Raw genomic sequence first — 21,136 nt, 5'->3', positions numbered from 1 at the left:
ATTCTTAAAACTTGTTAAATTTTATTAAATAAAATTAAAATGAATTTGTTTAAAGTGAGAAAATATATTTATTTTAGTGCTTTAAAAATTTCTCATGAAAAGATATAACTTATTGATTGTACTATTACTGCTTATTTTTAACGTTACTACGGCTCAAAAGAAAAATTCTCCTGCGGCAGATCTCAGTATTTTAAAGGAAACGAAAACAAAAATTGAGAACACGGTTCCATTGGTGATCAAGCACTTACAGGCGATCGCTGATAAAGAAAGTGACAACAATATTGTAACAAACGGAAAGGCTGCTTTAGGAAAAGAATACGGCATTCTGGAATCTGAATGGTTCCTGTACAGAAACAATATGAAGAACTGCATCCTTAACAATTCTTCCAAAAAAGCTAAAAAATGTATGGACTACCATACACAATACCTGAGAAATACATTTATCAACTACAGCAATTATATCTCCAACCTTACCAGAAAGAACGGATATCTTGGGGTGGAAGGTGATACAAAATTTGATTTTAAACCGGCTGATATTACCACAAAACTAAGCGAGGCTTATTTGAATGCGAATGATGCTGCCGGAAGAATGAAAGGTGATCAGAAAAAAGAATTTTTAGGACAGACGATGTCTGAAGATAACAAACTTACCCCTTTCGCTCAGATTCCTCAATAATATTTACCTTAAACATACCTGATCCCGCTTTTCCAAAGCGGGATTTTTTTGAACACCACTCTATTTCATATCACAATATGCTTAATATCTTTCCCGCCATCAATTCCTACATCAGCTCAATGATTGATAATGAGGACTATGCTCCTGTCTCCTTATCCCTTGATGCGATGATGGCAATTTTTACGAAACTTCAGAAAGAAGAACTTCCCAAAAATAATCTTCTGGTAAAGCCCGGCCACATCTGTGAACATATCTATTTTATAGAAAAAGGAGCTGCCCGGATTTTCTATTACAAAGATGAAAAAGACGTAACGGATGGTTTCAGAGGCGAGGAAACACTGTTGTTATCCATCATCAGTTTTATCCGTCAGAAACCGGATAAACGGGGCATAGAACTTCTGGACGACTGTGTGCTGTGGAAGCTGAGCTATAAGGATCTGGAAGAGCTTTCCTCAGAGTTTCCGGACATTCAGCACCTCTACAGAATGATCATGAGCAGTGTATTGATCATGACGCAGAACAGAATAGACAGGATGCTCTTTCAAAGTGCAGAAGAGCGGTACGAGGACTTTGTAAAATCCCATCCGAGAGCTGCAGAGCTTCTTACTTTGGGCATGATTGCATCATTTTTGGGGATCACTCAGGAAACCCTCAGCAGGATCAGATCTAAAAAATAAATGCGTTGGGATCTGTTAAATTCATGGGTTTATACAGTTCGTTGAAATTCCTCACACATTTTCAGAATGGTATGAGGCTGTTCTTTAAATTTGCCTAATCCCACACCGTAATACTTATTTTTAGGCTGCTCAAAATCCAGGAATATTCTATCTGTATTCTTCAGTTTAATAATAAGGTCGGATTTTGTTACAGTACTGTACCCTCCGCCTTCTGCAGGTTCCCGGCGTTCAAAGCTGACAATATCAAATCCTGCTATGGTATGCCACGGAATTTCATGGTCCGGAGTAATGGCAAAACGGCCTTCTGAATGTATAATATCCACTATATTTCTGCCGTAGCACAATTTCACACCAGCTTCAGACAGTATTATTTTCTGTTTTACATCCCAAATATACCCGGCCAGAACAACCATCGGAAAGAACAGAGCTACAATCATCAGAAAAATAATAAATCCTCTCCCTTCATCTGTCTCAATCAGCCATTTTATAAGAAAAAATAAGGGAACAGCCCCAAACAGCGCCACCAAAACAGCATCAGTAATGATTGATTTTTTTCTTTCTGAGATTGTGATGCTTTCCATCGTCTGAAATTTTACGATGAATTTAAGCCAAAAATGATTACCATTCATAAAAAAAAGAGAACCACAGATGCAATTCTCTTTTTAGTTGGGGAACATATAAATTTTATCATCATATGATCGATGAACATCTTTAAAGCATAAAAAATCCCCGCCAGGAAAGCAGTTATGTACTAATCATAAAAACATTCGGGAAAAAGTAGAAAATGAGGCGGAGATTATAAACATAAATAAACCCTGTCGATCAGTCTTCCCCTGATCTATATGAGCAATACAAAAGTAAGATTCACGGCCGTACCACTCAAAAAAATACTGTAGAATTAAATCGTAAAGCTTGTAGAAGTAATTCTACTTTTAGATGATGGGATGATGTGGTAATGCGATGATTTGATGATTCGATAATGTGGGGATGTGGTGATTTGATGATGTAATGATGTTATAAAATTCAGCATATTCCGGATTTTATAATTGCTGTTAAATTTTGAAATTTACGTATGGAAAAACACAGCGGGATGTCTGATTCTGTTTTGAGAAGTAAAATTAAGAACGGAGAAATCAGTTTCGGGGGGAACCGGCTTCTGAAAATTTACGGAAAACTTCACTGCTCATCAGGAAAAAGAATGAAAAGAGAAAACAGAGTATTTTTTGTGTCTGAAAATGAAGCTCTGGAAAATAATTACCGTCCCTGCGGGCATTGTATGAAGGAGAAATACAAGCAGTGGAAAAGCGAGGAGCATTCACACAAAACTGATCAGTTATAAAAAAGTTATATAATCAAATCACCAAATAAAAAAAGAAGCAATAAATTATTGCTTCTTTCGTTTTAGTAGCGGGAACCGGACTCGAACCGATGACCTTCGGGTTATGAGCCCGACGAGCTACCTACTGCTCCATCCCGCGGTGTATTTTTAGAGTGTTTACCGAAAACACTTAGCTTAGTAGCGGGAACCGGACTCGAACCGATGACCTTCGGGTTATGAGCCCGACGAGCTACCTACTGCTCCATCCCGCGGCATATTTTTAGAGTACTTACCGAAAGTACTTAACTTAGTAGCGGGAACCGGACTCGAACCGATGACCTTCGGGTTATGAGCCCGACGAGCTACCTACTGCTCCATCCCGCGGTGTATTTTTAGAGTGTTTACCGAAAACACTTTCTTAGTAGCGGGAACCGGACTCGAACCGATGACCTTCGGGTTATGAGCCCGACGAGCTACCTACTGCTCCATCCCGCGATATTGTGAGTGCAAAGATACGGCTATTTTTTGAAAATCCTAATTTTTCTTTTAAATAAAGGACTTTTATGAAAACTATTTTATTATTTGTATCTTTGTTTTATGGCAAAAATACTGAAAATATACCCTGACAACCCTCAGGAAAATCTTGTGAATGAGGTTATTAAAACTTTAAAAAACGGCGGACTGATTATTTATCCTTCTGATACAATTTATGCCCTGGGATGTAATATTTTTGACATAAAAGCCATGGAAAAGCTGGCTCAGATCAAAAAAATGAAGCTGGACAAGGCTCAATTCTCAATTATCTGTAATGATTTAAGCCACCTTTCAGATTTTACAAGACCTATTGACACTTCGGTTTTCAGATTTCTGAAGAGCCATCTTCCGGGACCGTTTACCTTTATCCTGGATGCCAATAAAAGTGTTCCTCTGGCTTATAAAAATCATAAAACCATCGGTATCCGTGTTCCTGATCATCCCATTCCGCAGCTTATTGTGGAAAAACTGGGGCACCCTATTGCTTCAACATCGATCAAAGATGATGACGAAATCATTGAATATTCTACTGATCCTGAACTGATTGCTGAAAAATATGACCATCTGGTGGATATTGTGATCGATTCCGGGTATGGTGATAATGTAGCTTCTACCATAGTGGATCTTACCTCCGGAGAACCGGAAGTTATCCGTCAGGGAAAAGGAATTATTTAGTTCGAATTGAAAACTGATCGTTTCAGAATATGGGTTTGAACGGAAAATATGCACTGGGAATTCTTTTAACGTTTGTATTTCTGGCAGCGGCAATGCTTTTTGCTTTTCCGCTTATTTATGCGTTAACAGGAGTAAAAACGTTTACGGCAACTAATTTTTTTTACACCCGGATTGCTCTGTGGACTGTTCTTCTTCTGATCTTTCTGTATCAATTTCTCATTGAGAAGGAACCTTTCCTGCTGTGGAAGGAAAAGAAGTATTCTGTACTGTTTTACATTAAAGCAGTTATCGGTTTGTATCTTATCTGCGCTTTCGGCGGGGCTTTTCTGAATTTTATCATTCAGGTTTTCACTCAGGAAAATTTAAGCCGGAAAGTTGTTCAGATCGCTTCTCTTTTTAGAAACAATTATCCTTTGATGATCTCCATCTGCCTTACCGCAGGCGTGGTGGAAGAACTTCTGATGCGGGGATATATCCAGCCCAGAATTGAAAAAATATACAACAGCCCATACCTCGGCATATTTGTTTCTGCCGCGCTGTTTGGGATTCTGCACAGCACTTACGGAACGGTAGGACAGGTTGTGATTCCTTTTTTTATCGGAATCGTTTTTGCTGTATTTTATAAAACATATTCAAATATTAAAATTCTAATCATCAGCCATTTCATGTACGACTTTGTGTCGATGATGATTATGAATTTTATTGACATTAAACATTTATCTGCATTCTAACATTATGAAAATTATAACGTCTCCGGCAAAACTGATGAACGTTGAGAATTCAACAGACCTTTTGAGATCTACAAGTCCGAAATTCATCGAAGAAGCCACATTTATACAGTTTTATTTAAAAAACAAGTCCCCAAAATACCTTTCCGAGCTTATGGAAATATCCCCAAAACTGGCGGATGAAAACTGGGAAAGAAATCAAAAGTGGAAAAATAAACCTACCGCAAAAGAATCTGCACCTGCTATGTTTGCTTTTACCGGTGAAGTTTACAGAGGGCTGGATGCTAAAACGCTAGACAAAAACGCGATCGATTATCTGCAAAAAAACTACAGAATGCTTTCCGGACTGTATGGTTTGCTGAAACCGTCTGATAAAGTGATGCTGTACCGCCTTGAAATGGGCCGTCATTTTGAATTCGACACCTATAAAAACCTGTATGAATTCTGGAGAGAAAAAATCACAGAACAACTGAATTCTGAGATGAAAAAAGGTGAAATCCTTCTTCATCTGGCCAGTAATGAGTACGGAAAAGTGATCGACAGGAAAAAACTAAACCACAAGGTGATTGACTTTGATTTTTATGAATTAAAGGACGGAAAGCTGAAAACCATTGTAGTTTATACCAAACATGCGAGAGGTCTTATGGTTCGTTTCTGTGCAGAGACTAATGCTAAAACACTGAATGATGTAAAAGCGTTCAATTACGAAGGCTACCTGATCGATGAAGAAAAATCTACGGACACAAAACTGGTATTTACAAGATAAATGACAATATCAGAATTCAAAAAATATTTCAAAACAGAGCTTTCCGGACTTTATAGTGAGTCGGAAAGCACTTTTTTATATTCCGTTTTTATCCATAAAATTGTAGGCCTGGATTCATTTACGCAAAGAAGGCTGGCTCATCAGGAACTTCTTATGGATGACGAAAAGAAGCTGGTTGACGTTGTTTCCAGTTTAAAAACCGGGAGACCTTATCAGCAGATCCTTGGGGAAACCGAGTTTTACGGAATGTTGTTTTTCGTGGATGAACATATTTTAATTCCAAGACCTGAAACGGAGGAGCTGCTTGAAATAGCCATCAGGGAGATTCAAAGTTCAAAGTTTAAAACTCAAAGTTTAAAGATTCTGGATATCGGAACCGGAAGTGGTGTGATTCCACTGGTTTTGAAAAAACATTTTCCCGACGCCGAAGTTTCATCGATTGACTTTTCTGAGAAAGCCTTGCAGACTGCCAAAAGAAATGCTGAACATCATCAGCTGAATATTAATTTTATTCATGGTGACTACCTCAATTTTGAACTGACGGAGAAGTATGATGTTATTATTTCAAATCCTCCATACATCGGAATTGAAGAGGAAACTGAGATTGCAGATTCTGTGAAGGAATTTGAGCCTAAAATGGCTCTCTTCTCTCCTGTTCAGGACGCCTTGATCTTTTACCGGAAAATTGCTGAAGATTCAAAACAATCTCTGAATGATAACGGACTTCTGTTTTTGGAAATCAATCAAAAGCTGGGCCCGGAAACGCTGGAATTATATACCGAACATTTTTCTGAAGCTCAGCTTATCAAAGATTTATCTGAAAATGACCGCTTTATTGTTGGGAAGAAATAAGTACGAATCGATTATTTTCAATAAAAAAGAGTATGTTTTGTTGGCTTTTCGCAACGTCGCAAAGAAATTTACATAGATGATGCTTTTAAGACGCGAGGATTTTATCTCCGATAAAATTGATTGAGTTATAAGAATGAGCTTCACATTTCTTCTAAATGATTTCCTAGCTGAAAATCTTTGATTTTCTTGCGTCTTAAAATATTCTCATTTTGAAAAGCTCGCGTCTTTGCGAAAGACCAACAGATTTTTAAATTTATCAAAAGCTGGGGCGGAAATGCTGGAATTGTACACGGAACATTTTTCGAAAGCTCAGCTTATCAAAGATCTCTCTGAAAATGACCGCTTTATTGTTGGGAAGAAATAAATACGAATCGATTATTTTCAATAAAAAAGAGTATGTTTTGTTGGTTTTTCGCAACGTCGCAAAGAAATTTACATAGATGATGCTTTTAAGACGCGAGGATTTTATCTCCGATAAAATTGATTGAGTTATAAGAATGAGCTTCACATTTCTTCTAAATGATTTCCTAGCTGAAAATCTTTGATTTTCTTGCGTCTTAAAATATTCTCATTTGAAAAGCTTGCGTCTTTGCGAAAGACCAACAGATTTTTAAATTTATCAAAAACTGGGGCCGGAAACTCTTGAATTATATACCGAATATTTCTCCGAAGCTCAGCTTATCAAAGATTTATCTGAAAATGACCGCTTTATTGTTGGGAAGAAATAAGTAATTTTATCTTCTTAACACATCTATTTATGCGGACAACCCTATTCAGTGTATTGATCGGCTTTATCTTTATTTTACAGCTTTCATCCTGTGAAAAGAATTCCCAAGATACCGTTACAAAGTATTACGACAAGGGTGAATTCAATGGCTCTGTTTTAATTATAAAAAACGGAAAAACAGTTTGTGATACCGCATTAGGACTCAGTAATATTGAGAAAAAAATCAAGCTGGAGAAAATGACGCCTATCTATATTGCCTCGTTAAGCAAGCCTTTTACAGCCGTTTCTATTATGCTCCTGCAACAGAAAGGACTGCTGAATTACGATGATAAAGCATCAAAATATATCAGCCTGCCTGCATATGCTCAAAATGTGAGCATCAGGCAACTTTTAACCCATACCTCCGGAATTAAAGATTATGAATCGATTATTTCTGAGAAAGGATTAACCAACCAGCAAGTACTCCACTGGCTGGCTGGGCTCAATAAGCTGCAATTTCCATCCGGAAGTCAGTTTGAATACAGCAACAGCGGTTTTATCATTCTGTCTTTGATCATTGAAAAAATTTCTAAACAGTCTTACGGATCTTTTCTCAATGAACATATTTTTGTTCCGTTGAAAATGAAGAATACCTGGGTGTATGATTCTTCAACGGCTAGTAAAAACAGGGCTACGGGATATGATAAGGAAAAGCAACCGGATGATTACTCCATCCTGACGACCGGAGATGGCGGCATCTACTCTACTCCGGAAGATCTGTACCGCTTTGATCGGGCTTTAAGGAGCTTCAAACTGATTAATAAAAGCAATACGAATCTCATGTACACTCCAACGAAACTGTCTGACGGGAAATTTTCCAGTTATGGTTTCGGATGGTTTATTGAAGAATCTAAAGGTGGAAAATCTGTGAGTCATACTGGCGGTCTGAGTGGCTTTAGAGCGATATTCTGGAGGGATCTGAATCGTAACAGCTGTATCATAGCACTGACCAATCAGGGTGATGCCTTTCCTCTTGCTGATTTTTTAAAAGATATAAAAACAACCTTAGAATAGAATAATATGGAGGTTAAATCTCATGACATAAATGCTATAAAAATTGCAGAAGTTATTTCCGAAGAAATGATAATCAAATCTGCTCATGATGGGCTGGATCTTCTTGGAGATATTTATTATCAGGGCTTTGATAAGGTGATTATTTACGAGAAAAACATCACTCCGGAATTCTTTGATCTGAAAACGAAAATAGCGGGCGATATTCTGCAGAAATTCTCCAATTACCGTATGGGTTTAGGCATTGTGGGCGATTTTGAAAAATATCCGGGCAAAAGCATCAGAGATTTTATGTTTGAAAGCAATAAAACGAAACATATCAACTTCGCGGAAACGCTGGAGGACGCTTTGAAAAGGTTGGGAAGCTGATTGTTTTCTTTTTTTTCATCCCACAGATTCCGCAGAATACGCAGATGATTTCACAAATAAAAATCTGCTAAATTTCCAAAATCTGCGAGAGAAAGAAAAAGAAAGAAAGCTTTTAAAGTTTTTTTAAACCACGGATCGCACAGATTTTCACAGATGATTATATGATCAAAATCTGTGAGATCTGCGGAATCTGTGGGATAAAAATTCAATAAATAAGATGGAATTTTATATCTGTCTGCTTGTTTTCAGTTCTGTCTTTTTCCTTTCAAAAAAGCGGATGGCATCTTCCACAGCTTTATCAATGGGCTGATACCTGATTCCCAGTTCCTCTGCTGATTTCCGGTTGGAATAATAATTATTAATTCTCAACGCTTTCATATTGGGAGAGCTTAAACTCGTTTTTATCTTTAGCTTTCTGAGACAGTCCCCGATCATTCCCAATAAGGCAAGTCCGGTATCCGGAATGGGAATCATGACAGGGTGCTGTCTGGTGATGGTATTTACTTTTTTAAAAAACTCTTTGTAGCTCAGGTTTTCATTGGCCAGCAGGTATTTTTCACCGTTTTTTCCGTATTCAACGGCTTTGATGATTCCTTCTGCGGCATCTTCAGCATGAACAAAGTTTTTCCCTCCTTTCGGATAGAAGACCAGCTTTTTCTTCCAGGTCCAGAAGATGATTTTTCCTGAACTAGGTTTCCGGTCATAAGCTCCGATCATAAAAGTAGGATTTACGATAACCACTTTGGTTTCCCGGTTCTGCTGAAGAAGGTAATTCTCGGTTTCCAGCTTGCTTTGGGCATAATATGAGTGGGTAAAAGGATAGATCTGTGGCGCTTTTTCACTTCCCCAGACCGCAGAACTTCCGTAGCCTAAGGTATTGGCGGTACTTACAAACAGAAACTTCTCCGCTCCTGCCGCTGCAGCCTGGGCAAACAGATGAACCACAGCATCGTAATTCGTTTTTCTGTAATCTTCATAATGCAGCAGGTCCTGGCTGGTTTCTGCCGCAATATGGATAACGGTATCTACTTCCTGTAAATGTTCGGAAATGTCGGAGAACAGATCTCCTTCTATGAGTTTGAGATTTTTGTTTTCTTTGCCCATCCAGCTGCTTTTCTTGCGCACCAGAGCAGTAACAGTATAATCATATTGTAATAATTTAATAACGGTATTGGCACCCAGAAGCCCTGTAGCACCGGTCACGAAAACTTTTTTCATGCTTCTATTTCTTTTTTTATGGCACTGGTCATCAGAGGCAGCTTGATCCATATGGGCAGGATCTTCATGACCAGCCAGCTTATGGGATTCACCATAATAACGGAATCTTTTCTGAAAAGCTGCTTGATGCAGTAAGCTGCGACTTTGTTGGGGTCCAAAAGGGTAAGCTTTCCTAAAACACCCTGTTTTTCGATCCTTTTACACACATCGATATTGGTTTTCATCGCTCCGGGATTCACTACGCTTACAAATACATTTGTATCTTTCAGTTCTTCGTGAAGTCCTCTGGAAAAGGAATGGATAAAGGTTTTGGAGGCAGGATAGACCGTTTTGAAACCAATTGGTGAAAATGCAGCCATGCTTGATACATTTAAAATATAGGCTTTAGGCTGTCTTAAAAGGTTGGGAAGCAGCTGATGGGTAATTAATGAGGTTGCTGCTACATTCACCTGCAAAATGGTATTGATATAAGATGGCGATGCATCCACAAACTTTTTGGTTCCTCCAAGCCCTGCATTATTGATCAGAATGTGAATATCAAAGGACGTATTCAGCCATTCTGTAAGTTTCATTACATTTTCATTCACAGAAAGGTCTACTTCATAGTAAGGGGCCTTAATATGATAGGTTTCTTCAAGCTGTTCAGAAAATTCTTTTAAATGCTGCCCCGGAAGACTTACCAGAATAACATTGATATTCTTTTCCGCCAGGTTTTCTGCAAATGCTTTTCCCAACCCCTGACTTGCCCCTGTAACTACAGCATATGATTCTTTGGTATCCATAACACAATTTTATGGTACAAAGCTACCTTGAAAGCTCCCTCTGAATGTTCAGGATTATCTGAATGAACCTATTTTAAAATTTCAAAACAAGATTCACAACAAATTGAAAAACAATAGATTAAATAAATACGAACGTTAAAATTTATAAACCCGAACCATTTTTATACTCGGAAGGAGTCTGATCAGTCAGTTTTTTAAAGGTCGTATTGAAAGAAGTCTTGGAATTGAATCCTGATTCATACGCGATACCCAAAATCGACAGTTTGCTTTGAGAATCTTTAAGAAGTTTCTTAGCATATTCGATTCTGTATTCGTTCACATACTGGAAAAAATTTTTTTTGAATCCGGTATTGATGACGTAGGATAAATGGTGCGTGGAAATAGACAGAAGTTCAGAAAGGCGGATCAGGTTGAGCTCGCTGTCTAGATAAGGCTTTTGTGTGCTCATGATTTCTTCCAGCTGGGTTTTGATCTTGAGCAGTTCTTCATCGGAAATCAGCTTTCTTTTTACTTCTTCCGTATCCGGATCTTCATCAATTGATATCAGTTCCTCACGCTGTTTTTCTTCCAAAGGATAGATTTCTTTCTGCTTTAAAGAATAATAGCCTACAAAATAGATAACCAGCAGAAAAGCTCCGTTAATGAAGAAATTCAATGCTGTGGAATCATAGGATAAATTATAAACTACGTAAGCAATATTGATAATGAAAATAATAATCGTGATATATTCCAGCCAGTTCAGGTTGATGCCTTCCGTATTCGCAGAAAACTGCTGGATTCTTTTCTTGTGTTTCCTGATCGTAAAATATGATAGACCCGTATAAAATAAGGCCTGGAAAAGGATTAGTCCGATAAATACAAAATTAAAAACAGTATTATCCTTAAATCCCCCGAAACGCTGTAACAGAATATTGATCCAAAAGATGACAGGCAGAATCAGGTATTTAAAGTCTGTCATTTTAAATTTAAATGACGGATTGGTGTAAAATAACACACTGAAATAAAACATAATCGGCGTCAGAAACTGAATAATCTGAACAGACATGATAGAATGAACCTCAACCTGAGAATCTACCACCAATGTAAGGACCTCATCCAGCCAGAAGCTTGACCATAAAAAAAGAAAGATCCCGAACCAGAAATTGGCCTTCCGGTTGACCCTTAACGGATTGGACAGCTTCAGTAAAGACAGCAAAACCAATGAACCATAGATTAATACAACGATAAAGCGGTTTAATTCTGATGTGTTCATTGGTTTTGATATTTTTATTAAAGATAGCCTTTTATCCTATTCTTTTCCTTACAAAAATTTCGTAGCCCAGATAGATCAATGGCAGCGACATGATTCCCAGATACAGCGCATTATGCATGGCTGTGTCCGGAGCCGTTACAATGGCATACACAAGTCCTAAAAAGGCCCCGCCAAGGTGTGCGGCATGCCCGATATTATCATGCGGTCTCGGATTCAGCATCATGTACACAGAATACCCGAAATACAACACCCCGAAAAGATATCCGGGAACTGCAATTGGGATAAAGAAGATATAAATTCCAATCTGAGGGTATAAAGCTATCGATGCAAACAGTATTCCCGAAACACCTCCACTCGCTCCTACTGCCGAATACCACGGCTGCTTCTGGTAAATATACATGGACAGAAAGTTGCCCAGCAATATGGAGCCTAGATAAATAATAACAAATCCTACGGTTCCAAATCCCTGCATCACCACAGGCCCGAAGAAATACAGCGTCATCATATTAAACACCAGGTGCATGATATCTGCATGCAGAAATCCTGATGAAAGCAGACGGATGTATTCTTTTTTATGCAGGATGGCTCCTACATTGAATTTATATTTTTCAGTAATACCAGGATTGTTAAAAGCAACAAAACTGATAATGGCTGTGATGATAATAAATATGATCAGAATATTCATAATTTTAATTCTTAATTTTCAGGTTCATCGGTCTCAAACAGATCACCGATCACGGTTCGGTCATCATCTACAATACCGTCTCCGGTTTCCGGTTCTTCGTACGGTTCCGGCTCTTCTTCCACAGGTTCCGGAATAGTAATATTGATGGTTTTTACTTTAAATTTCGTGAATTGGTTTCCAATGGCTTTTATTCCTTTTACGGTAATAAATTCGTCAATATTAATGGTTTCAGCATCGCGGTCTTTTCCTTTGTCTTTGGCAAAAATAATCTCTGCCGTAGCACCGTTCGCCACAATTACATTTTCAATAAACGATTTGGAATGTTCGGAAGGCATGAACGTCTGCAGATTCACTGTATTTTCCAGCAGGAATCTCTTGATGAAATACATGTCTTTTTCCCCGTCATAATAAATGCAGGTTACCGGCTGCTGCGGCTTCCATTTTTCCAGAACCAGGTATTCATCATCGAAACGGTTGCCCAGATCGAAAGAAACCAGCTTCACTTCACCGTTGGTGTTGATGGTCAGAATTCTGTCATCCCCTTTGAAATGGCCCAGCAGGGTTCCTCTTGCATCTGCATTCAGTCTTCTTACCGTATCATCAAACCAGATTTTTCTCGGAGCCAGTGTAGAAACACCTTCTTCTTTCAAATCCACTTTTTTCACGGAATATTTGGTCACCAGGTTTCCTTTGGAATCTCTTCCTTTAATGGCCAGATCGGAAAAATCAATTTCCATTTTATTCTTTCGGATTCTCGGATTCGGTTTCAGAAGAACGGTTACCGTTTCTGCTTCCCCATTAGGATTAGCCGAGAAATACAGGGTTTCAGAACCTTTTTTGTCCGAAGCCAGCGGATAGTCTGTGTTTCGGGTAACAGCTGTTACGGAAAAACGTTTCATATAGTAAGGTCCGGCGCTGCCTTCGCGGTAGATCATGTTGTACACCGTTCTTTTATCATTTTTCTTCCAGATGGCAACGTGCAGAAGGTCTTTTCCAACGAATGTTTTGGCATCCACCTTCACGACTTTCATGGTTCCGTCTTTTCTGAAAATAATGATATCATCAATATCTGAACAGTCAAACAGGTACTGGTCTTTTTTCAGGGATGTTCCGATAAAGCCTTCTTCAAAATTGGCATAGAATTTTTCATTGGCCACCGCTACTTTAGTTGCATCAATGGTATCAAAGATTCTAAGCTCGGTCTTTCTCTGTCTGTCTTTACCGTATTTCTTCTGAATATTTAAATAATAATCAATCGCGTAAGCAATCAGATTGGCCAGATTATGTTTTACCTGCTCTATTTTACCTTCAAGGGCGGCTATATTTTCTTTAAATTTATCTAAATCGAATCTGGAAATCCTTTTGATCCTGATCTCGGTCAGCTTTAAAATATCTTCTTCCGTTACCGCTCTTAAAAGATGTTTGGTATGAGGTTTTAAGCCTGCATCAATGGTCTTTAATACATCTTCCCAGGTTTTCACCTCTTCAATATCGTGATAGATCCTGTTTTCGATGAAAATTCTTTCCAGGGAGGAGAAATGCCAGCTTTCCTGAAGCTCGTGAAGTTCTATTTCCAGTTCTTTCTTAAGCAGCGAAACGGTATGTTCCGTATTCATTTTCAGAATATCGGAAACATTCATGAACATCGGCTTATCCCCTACAATCACACAGGCATTCGGAGAAATCGTCACCTGGCAGTCAGTGAATGCATACAATGCATCAATCGTCTTATCCGGAGACACATCATTATGAAGATGAATCAGGATTTCTACCGTATCTGAAGTATTGTCTTCAATCTTTTTGATCTTGATCTTTCCTTTTTCATTGGCTTTCAGGATAGAATCGATCAGGTCGCTTGTCGTTTTTGAGAAAGGAAGTTCGGAAATAACCAGCGTATGCTTATCCGTTTGGGTAATTCTGGCTCTGGCCCGTACTTTTCCGCCTCTGTGACCGTCATTATATTCGGAAACATCCAGATAGCCCGCGGTCAGGAAGTCAGGAAACAGTTCAAATTTCTTTCCTTTCAGGTGAGCCACTGATGCATTGATCAGCTCATTGAAATTATGGGGAAGAATTTTAGTGGAAAGCCCTACTCCGATCCCTTCCACACCTTGTGCCAGAAGCAGCGGGAATTTTACAGGAAGATCAATAGGTTCATTATTTCTGCCGTCATAGGATTTTGCCCATTCCGTAGTTTTAGGGTTAAAGACCACTTCCAGTGCGAAAGGGGTCAGTCTGGCCTCAATATATCTCGCCGCCGCCGCAGAATCTCCGGTATAGATGTTTCCCCAGTTTCCCTGGGTATCTATCAGAAGTTCTTTCTGCCCTATCTGCACCATGGCATCGGTAATGGAAGCATCACCATGAGGGTGATATTTCATGGTATTTCCTACGATATTGGCTACTTTATTGTAACGGCCGTCTTCCAGCTCCCGCATAGAGTGCATGATCCTTCTCTGAACGGGTTTAAGCCCATCGTAGACCGAAGGAATCGCTCTATCGAGAATTACATAGGAAGCATAGTCCAGAAACCAGTCTTTATAAAGTCCTGAGACTTTTTTCAAGCTCTCACCTTCGTGCGAGTTTTCGTCTGTCATCATCTATATTAATCGTTTTTCTCTTTATTAGCTTTCACTACTTTATTCAGAGAGAGTTTTAAATCATTTACTTCTTTTTGACTTAAATAGGAAATTTCATATTTAAGTATCGTAGAACCGTTGTTTTTGCTTGAAATGGTCACATACAATCTCTTCATCAGAAAGACTGTGAGAATCTCATAGGTGATGAGTTTATACTTTGGAAATTCATCGTGAAGAGGCCTGTCCATAAAAGGAACAATATTCCTGTTCTTAAAGTTTAAAGCTTCCCCGTCGCTGTCATATTCAAAGATCTGCCTGCCATTAAGATGAAAAATGACCAACAGCAGGACCGGAACACCAAGAAAAAGATAACTTTCCTCGTCTACAGCATGAAATCTGTATTCATTCAATAAAAATGCAGCAATCCCAAACACGACCATCATCAGCAGAAGCGTGTGTACAAAATTGTATACAGAAGCTTTATTGCGGTTGCTAAGTCTCATTTTGATTTTTTATGTTATTAGTTTTAGTTTTTTTTAACCCACAGCTTCATCTAACATCTCTTTTTTATCAATATCTGTGTCTTCCACAACCAGGTTTTCCAGGATAAACAGCTGTCTGTCCGGGGTATTTTTCCCCATATAGAATTCCAGCAATTGATCTATGGTCTGGTCTTTTCCTACCACCACGGGCTCCAAACGGATATCTTTCCCGATAAAATGCTTGAACTCGTCCGGTGAAATTTCTCCAAGTCCCTTGAATCGGGTGATTTCAGGATTTTTCCCAAGCTCATTCAGGGCTTTGATTCTTTCTGCTTCACTGTAGCAGTATCTTGTTTCCTTTTTATTTCTTACTCTGAATAATGGCGTCTGAAGAATATAAAGGTGACCGTTTTTGATCAGATCCGGGAAGAACTGAAGGAAAAACGTGATCATCAGCAGACGGATGTGCATCCCATCCACATCGGCATCGGTAGAGATAATCACCTGGTTGTATCTGAGATCTTCCAGACTTTCTTCAATATTTAAGGCTGCTTGCAGAAGATTGAATTCTTCATTCTCGTACACGACTTTTTTCGTGAGTCCGTAGCAGTTCAGCGGTTTTCCTTTTAATGAAAATACAGCCTGCGTTTCCACATCTCTTGATTTTGTGATGGATCCGGATGCAGAATCCCCTTCGGTAATGAAGATCTGGGTTTCCCCTTTTCTTTCATTCTTCTGATCGTTGTAATGCTGTCTGCAGTCGCGCAGTTTTTTGTTGTGCAGCGATACTTTCTTGGCTCTTTCCCTGGCCAGCTTCTGGATTCCGGACAGTTCCTTTCTTTCTCTTTCAGAGATCAGGATCTTCCTCTGGATCGCTTCTGCAATTTCAGGGTTCCTGTGAAGGAAATTATCCAGCTTGCTTTTCAGGAAATCAATGATAAAAGTTCTTACGGTAGGCCCGTTCGGTCCCATATCATTAGATCCCAGTTTTGTTTTGGTCTGGGATTCAAAAACCGGTTCTTCCACATTGATGGAAATGGCAGCAATAATGGACTTCCTGATATCTGATGCATCAAAGTTTTTATTGAAAAACTCACGGATCGTCTTTACGTAGGCTTCACGGAAAGCATTAAGATGCGTTCCTCCCTGTGTGGTATTCTGTCCGTTTACGAAAGAAAAATAGGTTTCTGTCTGCGATTTATCAGAATGGGTGATCGCGAGTTCTATATCATTATCTTTCAGGTGAATGATGGAATACAGAATTTCGTTTTCCATTTCTTCTTCCAAAAGATCTTTAAGACCGTTCTCAGAATAATAGGTTTCCCCGTTGAAAATAATTTTCAGTCCGGGATTCAGATACGCATAGTTGCGCAGCATTTTCTCTATATATTCTTTTCTGTATTTGAAGTGAAGGAAGATCTCACCATCAGGGACGAAGGATATTTCAGTCCCGTTACGGTCTGAAGTGTCTTTTTCTTCATGATTTTCCGTGATCAGACCACGGGAGAATTCCGCCATCTTCATTTTCCCTTCACGGAAAGACCGTACGCGGAAGTATTCTGAAAGGGCATTGACCGCTTTGGTACCTACCCCGTTCAATCCTACGGATTTCTTGAAGGCTTTGCTGTCATATTTTCCACCCGTATTCATTTTGGAAACGGCATCTACTACCTTTCCCAGCGGGATTCCACGGCCGAAGTCACGGATACTGACTTTACCGTCGTCCACTTTTATTTCAATTCGTTTTCCTGACTTCATTCTGAACTCATCAATGGAGTTGTCCAGGATTTCTTTCAGGAGAATGTAAATACCGTCGTCCGCAGAGGAGCCGTCTCCGAGCTTCCCGATGTACATTCCGGGGCGCAGACGGATGTGTTCCTGCCAGTCGAGGGTTCTGATATTATCTTCGGAGTAGATTGGATTTATTTCTTGTGACATATATGATTTCAGCAAACATACAAAAGTACGAAATTGTACAAAATTATCCGAATTTTTTCGGTTCGATTTTTTCTAATATTCCACCTTAAAGATTGCATTATTATTAATCAAATTATATATTTACAGCATTATTCAATGTCATGTGAAAAAAATAATTACTTTCTTTTTATTTTCCTTCATCATGCCGCCTTTATCATTATTTTTTGCGCAGATTCCCGGAATGGTCAACTATAATGAAGCGGATGGTCTGAACAGTTCCTATACTTATCATCTGAGACAGGACAAAAACGGCTTTATCTGGATCGGAAGTGACAACGGCCTGTTCAGATTTGACGGAAAGGATTTTAAGCAGTATGGAAAAGAAGAAGGTTTGAAAAACATTGATATCATATCCTGCGAGCCTTTACCCAACGGAGAAGTTTTTATACTTCCCTTCCTTAATGATTTTGCCTATCTGAAAAACGGACGGGTGATCAATTTAAACATCAATGATTATCTCAAGAACCAGTTCTCAGGATATATCCCTCAAATTACACGTGATGGAAACAGGCTCTATCTCTATGGCACAGGAAATCCCCGGAATATTTTTACTTATGAAAACGGAAAAGTAAAGAAAACTCCTGTTCTTCTGGAGTATAAAAAAAGGAATCTTTCAACTCTGCAATATGACTTTCGAACCAAGAATTTATATTTAAAAAATTCTTATAAAGGAGAAATTGTAGTCTACAATCTGATCACCCGAAAAGAAAAAGAGATAAAAATAGATAAGGGAAATATGATTTGTGAAAAGGGTGATCTTTTTGTATTTCAGAATAAAGGAAAAATCACGATCTACCTGCGGACTGATCCGTATCATGTAAAAAAGATTCATTCCTATGATACAAAAGAGAACATCTTTTATGGCGTTATTGACAAAAACAATAAGCTGTGGCTGAATGTTCAAAACGGAGGCGTACTGTACTTTAACCAGTCCCTTCTGGACCCTAAGAAAACTCTTGTTTCTCCCGTAAAAATATTGAAAGACCATGTGATCAATAATGTTCTGGTGGATCAGGATGAGAATGTCTGGTTCAATTCCAGGAACAGCGGTCTTTTTTTTATCCCCAAAGCTCTTTTTACGAATCATATCAATTTATCGGTAAAAAGCAATGCCGAATATATCAAAGCTATCGCGAAAGATGATGAAAGCATTATTCTGGGCTACAATAAATCTTCGGGAGCCATTATCGGAAAAAACGGACAAATAAGGGATGTCGTTATTGATCCAAACAATAAAGATGAAAACAAATCCGTGTATATCAAGAATAATACGGCAATTTTCGGACTGTCCGACAAAATTATCATCCATGATATTTTACAGAATAAGAATACAGAACTGATTTGTAATGTAAAAAGCATCAGCCCCTACACCGAAAGTTCCGTCATTTTCTGCACAGCCACCTGCTTACTGGCGTATGATCTGCACAGCAGAAAAACCACTTATCTTCTGAATGAAAGAACCTACACAGCCCTTCCGTATACTAAAGATGATCTGTTTATCGGTAACTTCAGTGACCTGTACAAATTCAATATCAAAACTAAAAAAAAGACTTTATTCCTGAAGGGATATTATTTTACGGATTTAAAAAAACTAAAGGACAATGTTTATCTGGGCGCCACCAACCTCAACGGAATTATTATTTTCAATGATCAGGGTATTTTAAAAAAAATTGAGAAAAAAGATGGCCTTATCAGTGATCAGGTGAAAAAAATAGAGGTAGAAAACCCAAATACCTTCTGGGCCAGCACCAATTCCGGAATTTCAAGAATTGAACTCGTTCATAATAATCCTCAGATCACCAATTTAACCCAGACAGACGGCCTTCCCTCGAATGCGGTATCAGAATGTGTCATCAGAAACGATACTATTTTCATCGGTACATCCAAAGGACTGGGAATCTTTTCAATAAAAAAACTGCTGGCTCAGGAAAAATTCATACAGAAAAAAGTGATTATCAATTCCGTAACTATTGAAAATAATGAACATTATCATCCGGGCAATGACCTGAACGGCTATTCTAATAACTATGTGCTTTTCAACCTCAGCTTTCCAGATTATGTCTCGCAGGGGAAAATAAGCTACAAGTACAAGCTGGAAGGGCTTGATGACGACTGGCAGGTCAGCAGTTCCTCGAAAATCATCTTCAATTCCATTCCTCCGGGAAAATATGTATTCCGGGTCTATGGGTTGGGCTACAACGGGAAGCAGTCTTATATTTCTTCTGATCTGGCTTTTGAGATCAAGCCAAGGTTCTGGCAGACCTGGTGGTTCAGGACTGTTTTAGTGATTATTACCATCATGATTTTCACGGCGGTTATCAATTACAGACTGCAGAAAAGGCGTAATAAAAAACTAGAAAAATTCTTTCATGAAAAGAAGATTGCAGAGCTGGAACTGCAGGCCATCAAGGCACAGATTAATCCTCATTTTATCTACAACTGTCTTAATTCCATTAAATACCTGCTGTTTAAGGAAGATTATGAGGAAACAGAAAATTATCTGGATACGTTCTCCCAGCTGATCAGAAAAACGCTTCATTACTCAGAAAAAACCTTTATGCCTATAGAAGAAGAGGTGGATTATCTTTCTCTGTATATGGATATGGAAAAGCTCCGCCAGGACGGATTGTTTGATTATGAAATCTATGTATCTGAAAAAGTAAATAAAAGATGGGTTATCCCTTCATTACTGATTCAGCCTTTCGTAGAAAATGCTATAAAACATGGAATATCCAGCCTGAATTCAACAAAAGGAATAATTAAAATATCTTTTGATCATGCAGATTCCACCCTCTGCATTACAATTGAAGATAACGGCAAAGGCATCAAAACCAACAGCCAGTTACCCATTCATCCCAGCTCTTTTGGATTAAAATTATCTCAGAAAAGAATTAAAATTTTTCAGCAGCTTTTTGAAACCGATATTATTCTGGAGATTAATGACCTTTCTGAAAAAGATAGAAAACAAGGAACACAAATAAAACTATACATCAGCCCCTATGAAAACCAAAACACAAATCTGCATCATTGACGATGAGAAGCATGGAAGAGATTACATTGCCTTATTGGTAAAAAAAGAATTTCCTGACTTTGAAATTATTTTTCAGGCATCCAATATTGAAGATTCCTACAAAAATCTACTGAAAAATATCCCGGACATCATATTCTTAGATATTCAGCTTAGGGAGAATACGGCATTCGATCTATTGTCGAATTTCAAAGAACTTCCGTCTCAGATTATTTTTGTTACCGCCTATGAAAATTTTGCCATTCAGGCGATCAGAAACGGGGTAACGGATTATCTTTTAAAGCCCATTAAAAAAATTGATTTTATTGTTGCCGTCAATAAAGCTCTGGAAAACATCAAAAAGGTGCAGCCTGCCCAAATTAATCCTCTGCAGGATCATAAAGTCATTCTCTCTACCCTCCAGGGATTTAAGATCATTAATATTGCCGATATTGTCCGCTGCGAGGCAGATTCCAGTTACACCACCTTTTATCTCACCAATAAAACCAAAATAATGGTTTCCAAAACGCTTCACGAGTTTGAACTGGTCCTTCCTGACCTTAATTTTTTCAGAATACATCATAAACATCTCATTAATCTGGATCATCTTCAGGAATACGTTAAAGGAAGAGGCGGACAGGTGGTGATGAGCGACGGTTCGGTTCTGGATGTATCTTTCCGCAGAAAAAATGATTTCCTTCATAAGATAGGAAATACGGATTAAAATCTCCTTGTTTCGCATTTACTGACCCGACCCACGCACTTATTAGTTCCAGATATTT

Annotated in this window: 19 protein-coding genes and 4 tRNA genes; 11 read left to right on the top strand and 12 right to left on the bottom strand. The window is 38.6% G+C overall.

Annotated features, from left to right (window positions below; all coding sequences use genetic code 11):
* The first annotated feature begins 94 nt into the window (after positions 1-94).
* A complete protein-coding gene (locus JET18_RS07725) occupies positions 95-676 on the top strand; it encodes a hypothetical protein (protein ID WP_202090033.1) in 582 nt (193 codons plus the stop codon).
* Positions 677-753: 77 nt separating this feature from the next.
* Positions 754-1,353, top strand: coding sequence for a Crp/Fnr family transcriptional regulator (locus tag JET18_RS07720; RefSeq protein WP_202090032.1), 600 nt, complete (start codon positions 754-756; stop codon positions 1,351-1,353).
* Between the two features lie 29 nt (positions 1,354-1,382).
* On the opposite strand, the gene JET18_RS07715 is transcribed toward JET18_RS07720, so the two are convergent.
* Entirely contained in the window at positions 1,383-1,934 is a 552-nt protein-coding gene (locus tag JET18_RS07715; RefSeq protein ID WP_202090031.1) for a hypothetical protein, read from the bottom strand.
* Between the two features lie 491 nt (positions 1,935-2,425).
* Between JET18_RS07715 and JET18_RS07710 the strand changes: the two genes are divergently transcribed.
* Positions 2,426-2,692 (top strand): Ada metal-binding domain-containing protein, encoded by a 267-nt coding sequence (locus JET18_RS07710; RefSeq protein WP_202090030.1) that lies wholly within the window; start codon positions 2,426-2,428, stop codon positions 2,690-2,692.
* 66 nt (positions 2,693-2,758) lie between these two features.
* On the opposite strand, the gene JET18_RS07705 is transcribed toward JET18_RS07710, so the two are convergent.
* The 4 genes from JET18_RS07705 to JET18_RS07690 all read right to left on the bottom strand — a co-directional run bounded on the left by JET18_RS07705 (position 2,759) and on the right by JET18_RS07690 (position 3,166).
* Positions 2,759-2,831, bottom strand: a tRNA-Met gene (locus tag JET18_RS07705).
* A 39-nt stretch (positions 2,832-2,870) separates the two neighbouring features.
* Positions 2,871-2,943 (bottom strand) — tRNA-Met (locus JET18_RS07700).
* A gap of 39 nt (positions 2,944-2,982) precedes the next feature.
* Positions 2,983-3,055: transfer RNA gene (locus JET18_RS07695), tRNA-Met, on the bottom strand.
* A gap of 38 nt (positions 3,056-3,093) precedes the next feature.
* Positions 3,094-3,166 (bottom strand) — tRNA-Met (locus JET18_RS07690).
* Between the two features lie 102 nt (positions 3,167-3,268).
* Here JET18_RS07690 and JET18_RS07685 point away from each other — a divergent pair.
* The 6 genes from JET18_RS07685 (at position 3,269) to JET18_RS07660 (ending at position 8,372) form a co-directional block, all read left to right on the top strand.
* On the top strand, positions 3,269-3,880 hold the full coding sequence (locus JET18_RS07685; protein ID WP_202090029.1) for an L-threonylcarbamoyladenylate synthase: 612 nt from the start codon (positions 3,269-3,271) through the stop codon (positions 3,878-3,880).
* A gap of 29 nt (positions 3,881-3,909) precedes the next feature.
* Positions 3,910-4,611: a CPBP family intramembrane glutamic endopeptidase gene (locus JET18_RS07680; RefSeq protein WP_202090028.1), complete on the top strand. Its 702-nt coding sequence runs from the start codon at positions 3,910-3,912 to the stop codon at positions 4,609-4,611.
* Between the two features lie 4 nt (positions 4,612-4,615).
* Positions 4,616-5,374, top strand: a complete 759-nt coding sequence (gene yaaA / locus JET18_RS07675; RefSeq protein ID WP_202090027.1) for a peroxide stress protein YaaA — start codon at positions 4,616-4,618, stop codon at positions 5,372-5,374.
* Positions 5,375-6,226 (top strand): peptide chain release factor N(5)-glutamine methyltransferase, encoded by an 852-nt coding sequence (prmC, locus tag JET18_RS07670; protein WP_202090026.1) that lies wholly within the window; start codon positions 5,375-5,377, stop codon positions 6,224-6,226.
* A 757-nt stretch (positions 6,227-6,983) separates the two neighbouring features.
* Positions 6,984-8,006 (top strand): serine hydrolase domain-containing protein, encoded by a 1,023-nt coding sequence (locus JET18_RS07665; protein WP_202090025.1) that lies wholly within the window; start codon positions 6,984-6,986, stop codon positions 8,004-8,006.
* Between the two features lie 6 nt (positions 8,007-8,012).
* Positions 8,013-8,372, top strand: coding sequence for a DUF4180 domain-containing protein (locus JET18_RS07660; protein ID WP_202090024.1), 360 nt, complete (start codon positions 8,013-8,015; stop codon positions 8,370-8,372).
* A 225-nt stretch (positions 8,373-8,597) separates the two neighbouring features.
* Here JET18_RS07660 and JET18_RS07655 read toward each other — a convergent pair whose 3' ends face one another.
* The 7 genes from JET18_RS07655 to JET18_RS07625 all read right to left on the bottom strand — a co-directional run bounded on the left by JET18_RS07655 (position 8,598) and on the right by JET18_RS07625 (position 17,308).
* Positions 8,598-9,590 (bottom strand): NAD-dependent epimerase/dehydratase family protein, encoded by a 993-nt coding sequence (locus tag JET18_RS07655; RefSeq protein WP_202090023.1) that lies wholly within the window; start codon positions 9,588-9,590, stop codon positions 8,598-8,600.
* The gene (locus JET18_RS07650; protein ID WP_202090022.1) at positions 9,587-10,372 is read right to left on the bottom strand and encodes an SDR family NAD(P)-dependent oxidoreductase; all 786 of its coding nucleotides are present in this window, start codon (positions 10,370-10,372) and stop codon (positions 9,587-9,589) included. The genes JET18_RS07655 and JET18_RS07650 overlap by 4 nt, the downstream gene beginning before the upstream one ends.
* Before the next feature lie 142 nt (positions 10,373-10,514).
* Positions 10,515-11,624 (bottom strand): helix-turn-helix domain-containing protein, encoded by a 1,110-nt coding sequence (locus tag JET18_RS07645; RefSeq protein WP_202090021.1) that lies wholly within the window; start codon positions 11,622-11,624, stop codon positions 10,515-10,517.
* Positions 11,625-11,655: 31 nt separating this feature from the next.
* The gene (locus JET18_RS07640) at positions 11,656-12,309 is read right to left on the bottom strand and encodes a rhomboid family intramembrane serine protease (RefSeq protein ID WP_202090020.1); all 654 of its coding nucleotides are present in this window, start codon (positions 12,307-12,309) and stop codon (positions 11,656-11,658) included.
* 11 nt (positions 12,310-12,320) lie between these two features.
* Positions 12,321-14,909 (bottom strand): DNA gyrase/topoisomerase IV subunit A, encoded by a 2,589-nt coding sequence (locus tag JET18_RS07635; RefSeq protein WP_228728499.1) that lies wholly within the window; start codon positions 14,907-14,909, stop codon positions 12,321-12,323.
* Between the two features lie 5 nt (positions 14,910-14,914).
* Complete coding sequence (locus JET18_RS07630; RefSeq protein ID WP_202090019.1) at positions 14,915-15,391, bottom strand: hypothetical protein; 477 nt, start codon at positions 15,389-15,391, stop codon at positions 14,915-14,917.
* 33 nt (positions 15,392-15,424) lie between these two features.
* Positions 15,425-17,308: a DNA topoisomerase IV subunit B gene (locus JET18_RS07625; RefSeq protein ID WP_202090018.1), complete on the bottom strand. Its 1,884-nt coding sequence runs from the start codon at positions 17,306-17,308 to the stop codon at positions 15,425-15,427.
* A 142-nt stretch (positions 17,309-17,450) separates the two neighbouring features.
* Here JET18_RS07625 and JET18_RS07620 point away from each other — a divergent pair, with 142 nt between their 5' ends.
* Together JET18_RS07620 and JET18_RS07615 are read left to right on the top strand one after the other, a co-directional pair.
* Positions 17,451-20,378 (top strand): sensor histidine kinase, encoded by a 2,928-nt coding sequence (locus JET18_RS07620; RefSeq protein ID WP_202090017.1) that lies wholly within the window; start codon positions 17,451-17,453, stop codon positions 20,376-20,378.
* A complete protein-coding gene (locus JET18_RS07615) occupies positions 20,347-21,078 on the top strand; it encodes a LytR/AlgR family response regulator transcription factor (protein WP_202090016.1) in 732 nt (243 codons plus the stop codon). The genes JET18_RS07620 and JET18_RS07615 overlap by 32 nt, the downstream gene beginning before the upstream one ends.
* Positions 21,079-21,136: the final 58 nt, after the last annotated feature.

This window comes from Chryseobacterium endalhagicum (assembly GCF_016745235.1).
In the GTDB taxonomy this organism is placed as follows: domain Bacteria; phylum Bacteroidota; class Bacteroidia; order Flavobacteriales; family Weeksellaceae; genus Chryseobacterium; species Chryseobacterium endalhagicum.
Note: the sequence above shows the minus strand (reverse complement) of the source record. Positions and strands in the feature narration are given on the sequence as shown.

Bases quoted from the DNA above. Each gene is read 5' to 3' on its own strand.
- JET18_RS07650 (WP_202090022.1), bottom strand. From the start codon at position 10,372: ATGGATACCAAAGAATCATATGCTGTAGTTACAGGGGCAAGTCAGGGG.
- JET18_RS07655 (WP_202090023.1), bottom strand. From the start codon at position 9,590: ATGAAAAAAGTTTTCGTGACCGGTGCTACAGGGCTTCTGGGTGCCAAT.
- JET18_RS07660 (WP_202090024.1), top strand. From the start codon at position 8,013: ATGGAGGTTAAATCTCATGACATAAATGCTATAAAAATTGCAGAAGTT.
- prmC (WP_202090026.1), top strand. From the start codon at position 5,375: ATGACAATATCAGAATTCAAAAAATATTTCAAAACAGAGCTTTCCGGA.
- JET18_RS07630 (WP_202090019.1), bottom strand. From the start codon at position 15,391: ATGAGACTTAGCAACCGCAATAAAGCTTCTGTATACAATTTTGTACAC.
- JET18_RS07640 (WP_202090020.1), bottom strand. From the start codon at position 12,309: ATGAATATTCTGATCATATTTATTATCATCACAGCCATTATCAGTTTT.
- JET18_RS07680 (WP_202090028.1), top strand. From the start codon at position 3,910: ATGGGTTTGAACGGAAAATATGCACTGGGAATTCTTTTAACGTTTGTA.
- JET18_RS07715 (WP_202090031.1), bottom strand. From the start codon at position 1,934: ATGGAAAGCATCACAATCTCAGAAAGAAAAAAATCAATCATTACTGAT.
- JET18_RS07635 (WP_228728499.1), bottom strand. From the start codon at position 14,909: ATGATGACAGACGAAAACTCGCACGAAGGTGAGAGCTTGAAAAAAGTC.
- JET18_RS07710 (WP_202090030.1), top strand. From the start codon at position 2,426: ATGGAAAAACACAGCGGGATGTCTGATTCTGTTTTGAGAAGTAAAATT.
- yaaA (WP_202090027.1), top strand. From the start codon at position 4,616: ATGAAAATTATAACGTCTCCGGCAAAACTGATGAACGTTGAGAATTCA.
- JET18_RS07665 (WP_202090025.1), top strand. From the start codon at position 6,984: ATGCGGACAACCCTATTCAGTGTATTGATCGGCTTTATCTTTATTTTA.
- JET18_RS07685 (WP_202090029.1), top strand. From the start codon at position 3,269: ATGGCAAAAATACTGAAAATATACCCTGACAACCCTCAGGAAAATCTT.
- JET18_RS07725 (WP_202090033.1), top strand. From the start codon at position 95: ATGAAAAGATATAACTTATTGATTGTACTATTACTGCTTATTTTTAAC.
- JET18_RS07645 (WP_202090021.1), bottom strand. From the start codon at position 11,624: ATGAACACATCAGAATTAAACCGCTTTATCGTTGTATTAATCTATGGT.
- JET18_RS07720 (WP_202090032.1), top strand. From the start codon at position 754: ATGCTTAATATCTTTCCCGCCATCAATTCCTACATCAGCTCAATGATT.
- JET18_RS07615 (WP_202090016.1), top strand. From the start codon at position 20,347: ATGAAAACCAAAACACAAATCTGCATCATTGACGATGAGAAGCATGGA.
- JET18_RS07625 (WP_202090018.1), bottom strand. From the start codon at position 17,308: ATGTCACAAGAAATAAATCCAATCTACTCCGAAGATAATATCAGAACC.